This is a genomic window from Pseudobdellovibrionaceae bacterium (genome assembly GCA_020635075.1).
GTDB lineage: Bacteria > Bdellovibrionota > Bdellovibrionia > Bdellovibrionales > UBA1609 > JADZEO01.
The window spans coordinates 14548-29442 of sequence record JACKAM010000004.1; the positions used below are offsets into that span (position 1 = coordinate 14548).

Here is a 14895-nt window from a genome sequence, read left to right on the forward strand (position 1 = left end):
TTCGGTCCATCTTATCAAGGTCGCTCAACCTCCGGCTGTTTTACTCCCTCAAACGCCCGACCTAACGCAACGCCCCTGGTCTCCCTCCCAATGGGTTGGGGTCCGGTCTGTCTTGTGAACTTTGTTGTGTCTTGGTAGGGTACCGCCAAAAGGTTATGCTGTTATCATGAATTCGAAACCCAAGTGCATTCTACCCTGGACCTCTCTCACGCTAAATCCCACCGGTGACATCAGGCAATGCATAAGCACTAAGTTCTCTCTTGGCTCCGTGGCAGACGGGAGCTCTATCGGGTCTATCTGGTCGTCGCCCAAAATGGCTTCCCTACGAGACAGCTTGTCTAATGGCGATCTTCCTAATTCATGCCACATCTGTAAAGAGCGTGAACGCTCGGGGCTTTTATCTCGTCGCGAACTCTATAACCAGACCTATGGTTTTGGTGAAGACCTCTTTTCTAAGGTTTTCATCGAGCAGAACCCTCCGGATATTTATTTTTTGGACATTGCTCTTTCTGACAAATGCAATATGTGGTGCCGAATGTGTTGCGCTGAATTCAGCACCACATGGCGCCACTGGGAGAAGAGCCTTTCTCCGGAGTTTCAAGTTGGCGGTCAATATCCAAAGTCCCAGGCCACCCCCCCCAACATGAATGACAAAATTTTAGATGCCCTTCCTTATATGAGTAATTTACGGAAAATCTGCTTCAAAGGCGGGGAGCCTTTTATTGATGATCAGCTTGATCCCATATTAGAGGCTTTGATTTCCCGCGGGCTTGCAAAGAAAACCAAGCTGAGCTTCGTAACCAACGCGTCAGTCATTCCCCAATCCACCTTTGCCCTCCTCAAGAAATTCTCACGTGTTGCGCTTTCCTACAGTATTGATGGAACTGACGAAATTCACCGCTACATCCGAGGCAAAGCATATCCTCTTCCAAAAATTAGGGAGAATATTCTAAAATTTCGGCAGTTGCCCGGGCTGAAAGAGGAGCCTGTGCTCCCAACTATTCAGCCCTATAACCTATTTAACCTTGGAGACCTTTATCAGTGGTGCCGGGATCTTCAGACTCGCCCGACCTTTTACCAGGTCCTCGTGACTCCGCTTTTTTTGCATTTAAAGGTTTTGCCTGAGAACCTGAGGGAACAGGCCCGCATCTCGTTACAACACTTGAAGTCCTCCATCATGGACAAGGACCCTGTTAACTCCGGCTTCATAGATCGAATACTCTTTTGCTTGGATCCTAGCTCCGATTATGAAAATGTGGAGGCCAATCGTGCCGAACACTTCCGGGCGTTTGTTAAATATACGAAAGAAATTGATTTTCTACGAGGTGAATCCGTCCTTGATTATATCCCCGAATTTCAAAGCCTGGGGGTATTTTGAACACCCTTACGGCTGCTGCAATTGTGCGACCTTAACTCTCACCAGACGGAATCCAACATCATCAATTCGCCGCAACTGATGCCACGGTGCCCGTCTGGCACTTCTCGCATCAGCAATACTAAAAAACCATCCGCCCCCTCGAACCACCCGGAACTCCCCGGTCTTTCCCCCTTTAGGATCAATAAGGTGAGGGGCTGATCGGTTTCTCTTCCACAGGTCCTGTGTCCACTCCCAATTATTGCCATGGACGTCATACAAGCCCCATGGGTTGGGTCGTTTCAATGCTACGGGCGAAGTTCGTTGGGGGGAATTTTCCTTAAACCACCCATAGTCCATTCCCGGCTCTGGACTGTCTCCGAACGAATAGGCCGTCGTCGTATTTGCCCTGGCAAAATACTCCCATTCAGCCTCCGTTGGCAGTCGATAATGATACCCATCCCGGATAAGGTGATTCAGCCGTGAAAGGAATTCCTGAATATCGACCCACGAAACTTGCTCAACTGGGAAATCACCGCAGACTCCAACGCCATCAATCTCTTGGTATGTCCTGGGACAGACTGCGTTCGTGGAAAATTTCGAGGGGTTATTACCCATCACTTCGAACCACTGAAGTTGCGTGACTTCCGTAGTCGAAACCTCAAATCCCTTGGTAATTTCGACGGATTGCTGAGCCTCGGCTGGCTGATGACCCTCCTCTGACTTCGGACTGCCCCATACGTAAGTCCCCTTGGCAACTACGACAAACTTTGGGGGGGCACTCAGGCTCCACTGGGGCGAGCTCGGTTTGGATAGCTGGACACACGAGCAAAGTAGAAGCAAAACAAAAGGAAAAAGCAGACGCTGGGAGCCCATTAATAATCGATTCATCCGGAAATCCCATTGTTGGTTTTAAAGCGAAAAAAATCCAGGTTGCGTTTCCAAAAAAAGCGACCCCCAATGCGACTTTAATTAGCTTCCAGGGAAACAACTATGGACATCGGGTCAATGTCTCATTCCTGGTGGGGTAACCGTTCGAGTTGAGACCACCCGCATTAGCATCAACCATATCAACCAGCCCCTTCTGCGGCATATAAGTAAACCTCACCCATCGGACTAGACCTTAATCGACTCCTTACTAACCGAAGCCCCTGTTTGAAACGTCTCAGATTGAATCACTCCCAAAATCTGATTGAATAATAGGGTTGCATAATACGGTGAAAATGCCGACAATTATAGGGTAATTACATGAACGAACCATATCCCCGGGTAAGAGTGAGGTTTATTTATGAAAATCCACAGAAGAGATATAATTAAAATCGCAATAGGCGCGATGCCAGCACTGGTGTTGGGTGACCCCGTCTCTAAGTGGGTGCGATCGTATCGGGTTGACGTAACTTTTGCCTTCAATTCCAAAGCAGATTTTGATCGGTACTTGCAAAGCTTTCCAATCGAAAATTACCATAAAATTCGCGAGATTAACCGCCACTTTAAAAAGGCTGGGTTGTTGCTCGATTTTCAATCTGAGAAGAACTTTGAGCGGTTGGAGCGAAATTTAAGCTACAGATTTTTGAGCAAGACGAGCTACGAAAGGTGGAGGGCTGAAGTTCAAAATTCTGGTGCATTTTCCTTTAGTGAAGCCCAACGGGCGACTTTTAGATTTGAGCTCGCTGAAAATAAAATCGCTTAGGAACTTCCCCAAACCCTGGTGTCCTGGAAGATAATTGAACACGACAATCGAGGAACCCAACCAGAGGATTTTTGAGGTTGGGGGGAGTTATTGAGGGGGGGGTATTTGGTCCTATGGCTTCTAATAAATTCAATCGACGGGATTTCATCAAGATTAGCGCTGGCGCGACAGCCTTAGGGTTAATTGGCTCGGGCTGCCAAATTGCACAAAAGAATTCGTCTGCCTCTGAATCATCTTCTGCTAACTGGACGGGACGCCTTTTGTTGCCCGGGTCAATTGAAGACAAGAGAGCTGTCACAGCCTCCAAAAACTTTGATCCATCGACGACCTCCTTTGTCGATGTCGTCGACGTGAAAAATGGAAAAATCGTTGATAAGCGACGAACCTACCTCAACATCGTGAAAATTCATGAATCCATTCCCCTGCCTAACAGTCCAAATCTCGCCATAACACTCCCATTATGGGGCCAAGTTGCGGTGATTTTTGATGTCGTTTCGGGAAAAGTCATTCGTGAAATCCAAGCTGACCCTGGCCACTATTTTGCGGGACATTTAGACTTCTATCCGAAAGAAAACGTCTATGTTACGGTTGAACGCGACGACAAAGCCAAGGGTCCTTTAACTGGGGTTTTGAAATACCGGGACTTGGAGTCACACCAAATTCAACGGACCGTCCAAATCCCACAGAACCCACATGATATTGTTATTGTAGGTGACGATGCTATTATTGCCCATCGTCGCAGCAAAGGCCGTAAACATAACAAAGACAATCCCACGGGCGTGTCAGTTGTCGATCTAAAAACCGGCAAAATAACATGGGAACAATCGCTCGAAAACGACCAGTTAATGGCTCGTCATATAGCCGCTGCATCCAAAGAGGCTATCGCTCTTTGCGTTTTTAGAACCGAGGATGCGAAAAAAATCAAGGGGGACCTTTACAAGGAAAGGTTCGAGGACTCCTTGGCGGGCTCAATTCAATGGACAGAACTGGGGGAGGAGCGAATTTTTCTTCCCTCTGGTGAGATGACTAGGATCGGTGAAAGTGCTGGTTTGGTTATGGGGTCCAGCCCGGATGTACAACATTTGGGAGGAAACGACGTGGAGATGTCCGCCGATGGTAAGATCGCATTAACCAGCTACTGCGAAAGCGGTGTCGTGGTTGCGACGGATATGACCTCAGGAAAGCCAATCAAGGTTATTCCCGGGTGGCAGTTTGGAGTCGCATTTCCCACTGGTATTACTTTAACCCCTGATAAAAAGTTTTTTTTGATAGCAGATGCAAATTCAAATGTCGGTTTTGTTTCGACCTCTAACTTGGAACCCAGAATTGATATGACCGTCCCGGTTAGAATTGAGCCTGGATTCGCAAGGAGAGGGGTTCATCTTAGTAGCTCCGAGTTGATTTGATTTAATAATTCGCACGCTTGCGAAAGAAGGTTTTATGAGCTCACGTCCTAAATTGCCTCCACCAACGCTAAAACGGGTTTACACTCCCTACGAAATGAGTCGAGCACAAGGAGACGGGCGCCTGGTTGGCGTGGCCCTTAGGTTGCCTTCAGACTGCAATTTCGACTGCTTATATTGCAATGCTAAAGAGATCGAGGGGACAATTTACCATGAGGACGTACTTCGATTTGTGGATGAATCAATTGCACTCGGTATAAAATCTGTTTCTTTTGTCGGTGAGGGGGAGCCTTTTTTATATAATCGTGCAATGTCACCGACTGACCCGACGACATACAACCTATTAAACTTGGTTGATTACCTCGACAAAAGAGGAATTCATTCGATCATTTATTCGAATACAACTTACATCGACAAAGATGTGGCGAAATATTTGTTCGAGCGAGACACCGTCGTGGTAGCCAAACAAAATGCTTTGAGTGACGATATTCAAGAAAAATTAACTGGCCCGGGAACGGCTAAAATTTGTCGAGATGGAATCAAAATTCTGGAGGAGGCTGGTTTTACCAGCGGCCCCGGAGAATCAAGGCTTTCAATTCATACGGTTGTGACAAAAATGAATATTCACGAGATTCCTGATATGTGGATTGAGTGGAGAAAGCGTAATATTGTCCCGATGGTTCAAATCCTGGAGATGCCCTCAAACAAGGCAAATAACGATTTTCTGCAGGTTCATCCAAATGAGCTTAAGGATCTTTTTCTAAAACTTAGTATCTTGGATCGAAAAATGTTTGGCTATAGCTGGATTCCTCGACCGCCGATTGCGCCCTACGGCTGCACGGTTTGTTCGACTTCAGCTGGGCTGCGGCCAAATGGGGATATTAGTATTTGTGCTTACACCGACAATATTCTTGGCAACATCATGAAAGACACCCTGGTTGAAATTCTCAATCGGGAAGAAACAAAAGCGGTTCGCGATATCGACAATAATCTAAAGGGATTTTGCGTTGGTTGTTCTATAAATGAAAAGCTGAAGTGTTCTGGGTGTCGGGCACACCAGGTTTCCCTGACCGGAGATGTTTTTGCTTCTTATGAGTTTTGTTGGAACAACCCCGAACACAAGGAGACAGCCCGAAATGAGGCCAAAGCAAAAAATGGCTGTTCACCGTCTTCCCCTGAGACATTGGACGCTGCCGCCATGGTCAAGCAGGCGAAGTAACCACCTTTTTGTTTAGGATAAATTATAATCCACCCTCACTTCTATCAGTGAGGGCTGGTTGCTTTTTAATGATGTTTTTAGCGCACTGCTAAGACTGTCCTCGTCTGTGGCAGAAAACCCTCTACACCCATAAGCCTGAGCCAGAAGGGCGAAATCAGTGTCATTAAATTTGGTAGAAACCTCTTCATAGCGACTGAATCCCTTATAGTGGTATCTCCGAATAAGCCCATAAGCATTGTCCTTTAGGACCACAACAATCAGGGGAATGTTTTCCCGCTTACAAGTTTCCAATTCGGCCGCTACAGAGTGAAATCCCCCATCGCCACAAAAGGTCAAGACCGGTCGATCAGGATGAGCGAGTTTTGCACCAATCGCCGCTGGCAATCCAAAACCCATAGTCGCCAATCCGTTGGATCCAATGTAGGATAATGGCCTGGCGGATTCAAAAATTTGACCACAGATGTGCTTGTGAAGACCAACATCAACGGTCACAAGGGCCTCCTCGGGGAGGCCGTTTTGCACCACCCGAACCGCTCTGAACGGGGACATACAGTTCGTGCCCGTCGTGAAATTTTCTCCTGCTCGCGCATCTCGAAGCGACCTAAGCCGAGCCACATCTATCCCTAGCTCTTTTTTCGAGGAGACCCTGTTGAGTATCTCCCTGATGGGCCGATCAAGCTCTGGGTCTACGATCAAACAGCTCTCAGGAAAAAGGCTCTCCAACCCATCATCGACAGGATTAATTCGCAATATTTGCTTTGGTGGGTTGCTCTTCCATAGCTTTGGGGTTAGGTCTTCCCCATGATCATAGCCGACTAGTATGAGCGTATCCACTTTCGCGAAAATTTCATTCCCTAGAGAGTAATCAAAAAATTCCTCAATGTACTTCGTAAAACATCCCATCGACAGGGGATGACGTTCACTGATGACTCCCTTTCCGGCTAGAGAAGTTGCTACCGGAATATTCATACTTGATGCCAACTTTTCGACAAGACCGGGCGTCTCTCCGTAAAGAGCGGCATTTCCGCATACAATGAGCGGCTGAGAGGAATTTTCGAGAATTCTCACAAAGTCATCTAACCCACTCCAGTCAACATACGGCTCAATCTTCTGCGCAGTGCTCATTCGCTCCTGATGGGCATATTCCTCTGCAAAAAGGTCAGCCGGTAGACTTACGAAACAGGGCCCTTTCCTTGGCTCAATCATTTTTTGAAATGCCTTGTCCAAAATGGGGTACAGTTCCTCCGCCGAGGTCACCTCCCATGCCCCTTTTGTCACTGGTCCCATCAAGCCGACACTATCTAAATACTGATGTGTGTCGGGATGTTGTTCATATGTTTCGGATTGAGCAGAAACAGCAAGCAATGGGGAGCGATCCTTAAATGCCGAGGCAACACCCGTTAACAAATTTGTTACCCCTGGTCCCATTGTAGAAAAGCACACTTGTGGACGCCCGCTCACTCGACCATAAACTTCAGCCGCAATCCCGGCACACATTTCATTATGAAAGAGAACGAACCTCGGAACCGCCTCGGGAACCTCCATGCTCTCAGATTCACGACCAATGATACCAAAAATGTATTCCACTCCGACATTGGCCAGGTACTTCCATAGAGCTTGTCCTGTCGTCATTTAAACTCTCCAAGGAACCAGTTCATTGTGCGTTGCTTAACGGTCCACCCACGAAAACCCGTCTGTTAAAGGATAACAGGGTATTTTTCGAATGACAGCATTGTTTGTCAACGCATAAAATCTAGGCTTCTGAGAATGAGGCTCACATGACCGGTTTGGCAAATCACCCCAAGACTCCTGAAAACGTCGAATGGGAAGTCGAGGTTCTCCCTGATTCAAATTCTGAATTTGAACAGATTCGCCGGGCCTGCATGGCAGATCCAAAGAATTATTTGGCTGAAAACTACTCAGTCGATAGGCTCGTCGTCGCGGATCACGATACATTCGTGGTTTTGAGAGATAAATCGACGGGTCAATGCATCGGTTTCGGTGGAGTTTATAACAACGGTCGTTACCCGGACCAAATCGGACGGTTTCTTAATCGAACTTACATTTTTCCTGAATTTCGCACTGCCCATAATGGAAGATATCGGAGTTCGTGGATTTTTTCTGCACTATTGCCCACTCTGAGTGAGTTAAATCCGAAGAAACGAAAGTTGGGGATCTTTTCCCAAAACGAGCGCCCCTCAAGTGTTCTGCGAAAAACAAAACTGTTCAAAAAATCTCCCCCGTTGGGCTGGACCATGGTCGACGATCTTATTCGGGTGTGTGATGGTCCAATTAAATCATGTTTCCAGATGGTCCTATATAAAGAGTTTTTTCCCGGATTTTCTATTGATGATTGGACGGCCGAGAGAATGAGCCGGGAAGAGTGGTATCGGCACGTTCAAATGGAAGACCGTCTCTAAGGCGAATTGTCACGAGATATAATGTATCTAAATATTGATCAAATTCAAAGTATCCATATTGAACCGACAAGCAGGTGCAACCTTCTCTGCCCCAAGTGTGCGAGAACCTATCACGGCGCCAAAGCACCAAGCCTGCCGATAGCAGATCTTGAATGGGGTGCCGGCATTGACGGACTGTTTACGGAAAAACTATCCCGCCAGCTTAAATTGGTCATGTACTGTGGAAATTATGGAGATCCTGCCGCCTCACCTCATATCTGCAGATTTTTAGAAGAATTGCTTTCCCGGGGAGTAAAGTTTCAAGCCCTGTATTCAAACGGAAGCTTAAAATCGCCGGATTGGTGGCGACACCTCAGTGGCCTCTTAAAAAACCGAGGCCAACTGATTTTTTCGATTGATGGGTTAGAAGATACCAACTCTCTATACAGGGTAAATTCAAATTGGGAAAAAATAGAGGAAAATTTGTCGGCTGCTGTTGGTGGTGGGTGCTCTGTGCGATGGGATTTTTTGGTTTTCCACCACAATAGGCACCAGATTGATGATGCAATCGCCCTGGCGAGGAAACTTGGGGTAAAAGAATTCAATGTTAAACGAAGTGCACGTTATTTTCATGAGCACCCTTTACCGAACTACGACCGAACAACAGATGTTCGACCCGAAGAGGAGGCTAGAATCTGGGATGAACCCATCGCTGCTCAGGACCTAAGAGACAAAAAATCATTTGAGCGTTATGTCCGAAGTACTAGCGTCACCTGTAAGACGAAGCACGCAGAGCCCTCGATATACATAGACTTCCAAGGAGCTGTCTGGCCCTGCTGCTGGCTTCCTGCGGCACAGTATACCGTTGGTGATGACATACAAAAGTCTCAGTTCGATACGCTTTTAGACAGGTATGATCCTGGCTTTAATAGTATTATTAAACACCATATAGGGGAAATTCTGTCGCACCCCTTTTTCCAGTCGGACCTGGAGCGATTTTGGTTGCCGGACGACAGAAGACTGTTTGTCTGCGGCCGCACATGCGGGGAGGCCTTCGAATTCACTTCAATGGTGGGCCATAAAAATAGTCGCCTAATCTCCCTTGAGGATGTAAAATTTAGCTAAGGATGATTTTTCATCTAGACAAAAGGTGGTTTGAGTTCCATTCCCAATGAGGTCAATGGTTGGCGCAAGATACTCTATTTGTACAGTTCTATTCGACCAAAAAAAAGCTTATCCTAGAAAGCCATATCTTCGCACAGGATAGATATGTCCAGCTAACCGATTCTGTGCGCAATCCAGAATATTTTCTCCAAAATGGATTTTCCTCTTCCTATGATTATTGTAAGAACCGCGGTGATTTTTTTTGGATACATTTGGACTTTCAATATTCTGAAGAGGGGTTGAGAAAAGATATCGATTTGATTGAGTTACCAATTAAATCCGGAAAAGTTTACGTAAGTGCTTTTTTTAATATGCATCTCCTCTGCACCTTCTTACTGGCTCAAAAATATCCGAATATTGATTTTATCGTTGGTGGCCCGGCTGTTGAAGATTCAAAATTCAGCGGGGTACTTCCGACTAATATTCAATACACGACACTGTCCGTCGCAGAGTTTCTGGGCGAAAAGGACGGCGATTCTAGCTGGAACATCGAGCTGCCGAGAGAACTCGATGGTAAGGTTTTTCTTGGCTATACCCTCGAAAGATTTTGTTATTGGGCAAAGTGCAATTTTTGTACTTACCCGGGCCCCAATAAAAAGAGAGAGTTTTTGCGGACCTTCGTTGAATCTTTGGCGCCAAATGGTTCTTATCGAATCTTTCTTAATTCCCCGGCCCTGTCTCCCGTTAGTGTTCGGAAAGTGGTTCCCCAGCTTGTCAGTCTTCCTAACATTGAATACTGGGCGCACGTCCGCTCCGATCCACAGGTTTATCGAATCTTGAGAGAAACTCTCCAAGAAGCACAAGATAATGGAGTCCGTCTTTCGTCCTTTTACCCAGTAAATGGTGTGGAGTTCCCATCGGACCGGATGCTGGATTGGATGAAGAAGGGAATGACGACCAAATTAATCCAAGATACTTTTGTTCTTTTTCACGAGTTTGGTTCCACCCCCTTAATGGCGCTTATCTTTGGGTGGAACAATCTCTGCGCAAAGGATATTTCTCAGGCGCGCCTATTTTTTAAGGAAATGAGTGATTTAGTTGACGGTCGCATTTTTGTTAAGTGCCATGCTCTTGCGGCTAAAGTCGGCACTGAGTTATTTGATGAGGTCGAGGGGTTGGGCGAGGAAATTCGCTTGGGGCCTTTTTTGTTGGGACGTAAGCTTCCGCTTAACAAAGATCAACAGATGCTTAACGATGATTATCACCGCGCACTATTTGAGGCCAAATTTATTTATATCAATGACCACTCAAAGAATCCGCACCATGATTTTCTTTAGGTTGACTCACGCGGCTTTAAGATGATTGTGGGGCCTAAATGACCGACAAAAATGATCCAAAATGGTGTAGTCTTCCCTGGCACCACCTGATGATTAATCCCGGGGGATGGGTTCGTCCCTGTTGCCGGTTTCTCCTGGAGGAGCTTCCAAGTCCCGCAATGCATATTGGTGATGACCTAAGTGCCGTGTTCGCTGGCGATTACATGAGCCGCCTGCGAACAGATTTGATCGAAAAGGGATCTCATCCAGGGTGCCGAAAATGCTACGAGGAGGAAGATGCCAAAAAAGCCTTAAGCCATCGACAGAGAAGCAATCAGGATAGAAGCACACACGATCCGATTAATCTTGACCAACCAAAACTTACCTTTTTGGAAGTTTCATTTAGCAACATTTGCAATCTTGCATGCCGGATGTGCCATCCTGAATACAGCACCCGATGGCATAAGGATTATTACCAATTAGTCGGCGAAGAGTATAAATCTGCCTATTCCTACAGGTTTCAAATAGATCACTTTCGTAAAATCTTGGGCGATCTGAAATACATTAAGTTCACAGGTGGGGAGCCCCTTTTAATCAAGGAATATGAGGAAATCCTGGATGCCGTGATTGAAGTGGGCAACGCCAAAAATATTTTTTTGAATTATTCCACTAACCTGACCATAGCACCAAGTCCTAGCCTCGTGGATAAGTGGAAAAAGTTTAAGGGGATTGTTTTCGCTCTTAGCCTCGATGGGGTAGGGCCTGTTATCGAGTATGTGCGGCACCCTACGAAATGGAAAACTGTCGAGCAAGTTATTCCGATCTTATTCTCTCTGTCTCACCAGCTTCCCGCTGTTTACTCCTTCAGAGCCTCCGTTATGCCCTATAACGTCCTAAATATTCCGGAAACATTGTTGTGGTGGCAAGGTCAAGCTGAGAGACATATGAAAGCGCCCTCTAAAGAGACCAATATCATCAACCCAACTCATATTCACTACCCGGAATTTCTGACGCTTCGAGTTCTCCCGGCTGAGGTTAAAGACTTCGTTTCTCGGAAACTATTGTCCGTTGATATTGGGCCCAGGGAAAATCAGGCGATCAGACACCTTGTAAATTACATGAACGGACAAGATGACTCTCATCTTTTTCCGCAATTTATGTCCTACACTATGGCCCTTGATGAACTTCATGGACAGTCATTTCTCGATGTCTGTCCCGACATTGCGGGCCCCATACTGTCGCTATGGCAAGATCGCAAGCTTCCTGCACCCGCAGATTTCATTTTTCGATCAGTTGCCGACGCCTCTGGAGAGTAATCGAGCTTCTCTGGTTTTGGACCCTGCACTACGGATTCAGAATATCACGAGACACGCTATGGCACGTAAATAGCGGATTTCGCGATCATACCCCTCCCTCCCCCGTTCACGCTTAAGTAGCTCTTTTAATTTATTTGTTTCACAGATATGATTTAATAAACTGATCGTGACTGGGGGCCCGCTTTTGTAGGCTTCCCTTCCCGTTTGACATTAGGTGGAAATATTTTTTTGTGAAATCTAGAGAATTGTTTGAGACATATTTTGAAGTTCTTCGCCACTCCCAATTGACGGTCTACAATCCTGTTGCCAGCTTAGAATTTCCAGTAGACCAGTTTATTTTGGCCATAAAGGAAGTGGAAACTCTTTTGAATTCCAAACTAGAGGGTTCTGAGTCTCGTGTTGGGATCATTGCCGGAAATTCACCTTTTTTTCTAAGCACGTTACTTGGAATTTGGGCGAGCCATCGGTCAGCCGTTTTAATTAGCCCAAGCCTTAGGATGAGCGAGGCCCTGAAGCTATCTGAAGTTGCGAATCTAAAGCATTTTTTTATTTGTAATGCGTATCACGCAACCTGGACAAAACAGTCCAGTTTTCCCTCGATAGATAAAGTTTCGTCGCTCAATTACGACGTCGTTTCGCTTTATCGGTCCCTAACTCATGTTGCGCCCTCTGATGGGCTTATCGGCGAGGAGGCTGTCGTTTTATTCTCAAGCGGATCCACGGCCCAGCCAAAAGGCATTCGCATTTCATCCAAAAATCTCCTTACGAACATCGTTGCCACAAACAAGATACTTCCTTTGGTCGATGGGGATGAGTGCCTACCCCTATCGCCCATGTCACATGCCGCTGGGTTGCGATTTTCGCTTTCCGCGCTTATATCCTCTGCACATCTTCATACCGTTGGAGTTCCGTGTTTTCCAGATGTTGCCAACATGTTAGTTTCTAAGGGGTCCATTACGCATGTTTCCGCAAATCCATACATAATTTCAGGCCTGCTAGAACGCGGCCTTGGCGGCTCACGGTACCCCTGCCCCAACTTACGAGCAATGACTACTGGTGGAGGGCCAATAAAGAAGAATCTTGTCAGGAGATTCTACGAGTGCCTACCTCATGCAACGCTGACTCATCTTTATGGATTGTCGGAGGCGACCTCCGTGGTAGCGGGTGGAATACTTTCCCCAGATGAAACGGCTGTTAATGTGGGTAAATTCGTTGATTCAGTTGAAATGAAAGTTACTGACGATCAGGAGCTTTGGCTGAGGGGTGACAGCTTGATGCTTGGCTATCTCAATGAAAACCCCTGGCCCCGGGACGAGTGGTTTCCCACCGGCGATCTGGTTGAGATCGACGAAGTCGGAAACCTGTCTATTACTGGCCGAAAAAAGAACATTGTTGTTCGCGCCGGCAGAAACGTCAACCCTGTCGAAATAGAGGCTGCCCTGGCCGAGCATCAAGGCTGCGAGGATTCTTTCGTTTTCGGTGTCGATAGCGAGGAGGATCGTGGAGAGGATCTTGTCGCGTTTGTGGTCTCACGAGATAAGTCGCTTCGCCCGGAGGACTTTATCTCGTCTTTGAGAGATCGGCTTTCTTCATATAAAGTTCCTAGTGAACTATATATTGTCGATAAGATTGAGCGCACTCCAATGAGGAAAGTTATTAAAGAATCCGTTCTTCGCGAGTATAGTATGCTTAAAAGGAAATCTGGGGAATAGCGTGGACCTGATTGTTTGCTCGCTTCCAAAATCAAATTGTGACAGCCCACTCCTCGGACCGTGTGTCGTTTCGGCTGCAGCCAAGGCAAGTGGCTTTAGCTCAAAAGTATTGGATTTTAACATTCAACTTTATCGACATCTCAAAGAAACGGGGACAACTGACGCTCAGTGGATAGAGCTGGACTATACGTTTCAGGATCAGAATTTGTTTGATGAATTCGTGCAGCGTCGAGAAATTGACCTCCTGATCAACAGCTGGGTAGACCAGATTAGGGATGAAAAACCCAAGTTTGTGGGAATTACGGCCTTCTCCAAGTCAAACACTCGGATGATTAGATATTTTTGCCAACTTTTACGGGCTGCCTATCCGGCGGGTAGAATTATCTTAGGCGGACCGGAGAGCTACTTTTGTGGCGAAAATTTAGCGAGGGCTGGTCTCGTTGACAAGGTTGTGAGCGGATACGGCGAATCAGCAATTATTGCCACGCTCAGCAGAGGCGCGACGGGGCCACCCCTTCACAGCGGAGAACCTGCCATCACCAAGTCGCCCACTTTCTTCTGCAGCCCAGATTACTCAGACCTGGACATGAGCCTGTATCGTGGCGGCTTCCTTTCAGTTTCAGCCTCTAGAGGATGCCTGCGGAAATGTCAATTTTGCGCCGTTTACTCCGTTTGGGGCCCCTTGGTGAACAGGAAGGCTGAGGACGTTGTGGGGGAAATGCGGCATGGCTTTGAGAAATATAACATAACAAAATTTCACTTCACCGACAGCACCTTTAATGGGTCAATTGAACACCAAAGGGAAATTTGTCGACAGCTGATAAAAGTGCCCCATCAGTTTGAATGGCAGGCCTTTGTAAATATTTTGCCAAAAAGGAAATCCAACTCTGACGACATACACCTACTTTCTAATGCGGGCTGCCGGTTGCTAAAGGTGGGCGTTGAATCCGGTAGCGAGCGCTTGCGCCGGGAAATGGGAAAACCTTTCACCAACCAGGAACTTTTTTTGTTTTTGGAAGAGCTGGGGAAAACGGAAATTCGTTGTGATTTGTTTTTTATGGTCGGTTACCCAAGTGAAACAGAGGAAGAATTTGTCATGACGATGGATCTCATTTCTGAATTGCGCCAGTTCCAAGGATCTATCGCCCACCTAAGAGTTGCTCCAACTACTGTTCACGAGGGCACTAAGTTGTGGGCAAACAAGGACACGTCGCCAGCCTCATTCAGCGAATCGAAAGATACGAATTCAGACCTATCCGCTCAGTCCAGCAGATTCGAGAGATACCAATCCCTACGTAACCACATCTTCCAGAGCGGATTTAAGATTCGCCATCTGGAAGACATCAGAATGCAGTTGTCTGTGAAAAGGGGACTCGTTTGAA

12 protein-coding genes are annotated in these 14895 nt (G+C 46.6%); 10 read left to right on the forward strand and 2 right to left on the reverse strand.

Going from position 1 to position 14895, the window contains the following annotated elements:
• The first annotated feature begins 166 nt into the window (after positions 1-166).
• Positions 167-1378, forward strand: coding sequence for a radical SAM protein (locus H6624_17585; protein MCB9086157.1), 1212 nt, complete (start codon positions 167-169; stop codon positions 1376-1378).
• 6 nt (positions 1379-1384) lie between these two features.
• Here H6624_17585 and H6624_17590 read toward each other — a convergent pair whose 3' ends face one another.
• Complete coding sequence (locus tag H6624_17590; protein MCB9086158.1) at positions 1385-2245, reverse strand: formylglycine-generating enzyme family protein; 861 nt, start codon at positions 2243-2245, stop codon at positions 1385-1387.
• A 442-nt stretch (positions 2246-2687) separates the two neighbouring features.
• Between H6624_17590 and H6624_17595 the strand changes: the two genes are divergently transcribed.
• The 3 genes from H6624_17595 to H6624_17605 all read left to right on the forward strand — a co-directional run bounded on the left by H6624_17595 (position 2688) and on the right by H6624_17605 (position 5666).
• On the forward strand, positions 2688-3044 hold the full coding sequence (locus H6624_17595) for a hypothetical protein (GenBank protein MCB9086159.1): 357 nt from the start codon (positions 2688-2690) through the stop codon (positions 3042-3044).
• 113 nt (positions 3045-3157) lie between these two features.
• Positions 3158-4450, forward strand: a complete 1293-nt coding sequence (locus H6624_17600) for a DUF1513 domain-containing protein (GenBank protein MCB9086160.1) — start codon at positions 3158-3160, stop codon at positions 4448-4450.
• A 34-nt stretch (positions 4451-4484) separates the two neighbouring features.
• Entirely contained in the window at positions 4485-5666 is a 1182-nt protein-coding gene (locus H6624_17605; protein MCB9086161.1) for a radical SAM protein, read from the forward strand.
• Between the two features lie 12 nt (positions 5667-5678).
• On the opposite strand, the gene H6624_17610 is transcribed toward H6624_17605, so the two are convergent.
• The gene (locus tag H6624_17610; GenBank protein MCB9086162.1) at positions 5679-7298 is read right to left on the reverse strand and encodes a thiamine pyrophosphate-binding protein; all 1620 of its coding nucleotides are present in this window, start codon (positions 7296-7298) and stop codon (positions 5679-5681) included.
• A 146-nt stretch (positions 7299-7444) separates the two neighbouring features.
• On the opposite strand from H6624_17610, the gene H6624_17615 reads away from it, so the two are divergent.
• From H6624_17615 to H6624_17640, 6 genes are all read left to right on the forward strand, one after another.
• The gene (locus H6624_17615) at positions 7445-8086 is read left to right on the forward strand and encodes a hypothetical protein (GenBank protein ID MCB9086163.1); all 642 of its coding nucleotides are present in this window, start codon (positions 7445-7447) and stop codon (positions 8084-8086) included.
• Positions 8087-8107: 21 nt separating this feature from the next.
• Complete coding sequence (locus H6624_17620) at positions 8108-9190, forward strand: radical SAM protein (GenBank protein MCB9086164.1); 1083 nt, start codon at positions 8108-8110, stop codon at positions 9188-9190.
• A gap of 278 nt (positions 9191-9468) precedes the next feature.
• Positions 9469-10506 (forward strand): hypothetical protein, encoded by a 1038-nt coding sequence (locus H6624_17625; GenBank protein ID MCB9086165.1) that lies wholly within the window; start codon positions 9469-9471, stop codon positions 10504-10506.
• 38 nt (positions 10507-10544) lie between these two features.
• On the forward strand, positions 10545-11801 hold the full coding sequence (locus tag H6624_17630) for a twitch domain-containing radical SAM protein (protein ID MCB9086166.1): 1257 nt from the start codon (positions 10545-10547) through the stop codon (positions 11799-11801).
• Positions 11802-12031: 230 nt separating this feature from the next.
• Positions 12032-13513 (forward strand): acyl--CoA ligase, encoded by a 1482-nt coding sequence (locus H6624_17635; GenBank protein ID MCB9086167.1) that lies wholly within the window; start codon positions 12032-12034, stop codon positions 13511-13513.
• 1 nt (position 13514) lies between these two features.
• Entirely contained in the window at positions 13515-14894 is a 1380-nt protein-coding gene (locus H6624_17640; GenBank protein ID MCB9086168.1) for a B12-binding domain-containing radical SAM protein, read from the forward strand.
• Position 14895 lies beyond the last annotated feature (1 nt).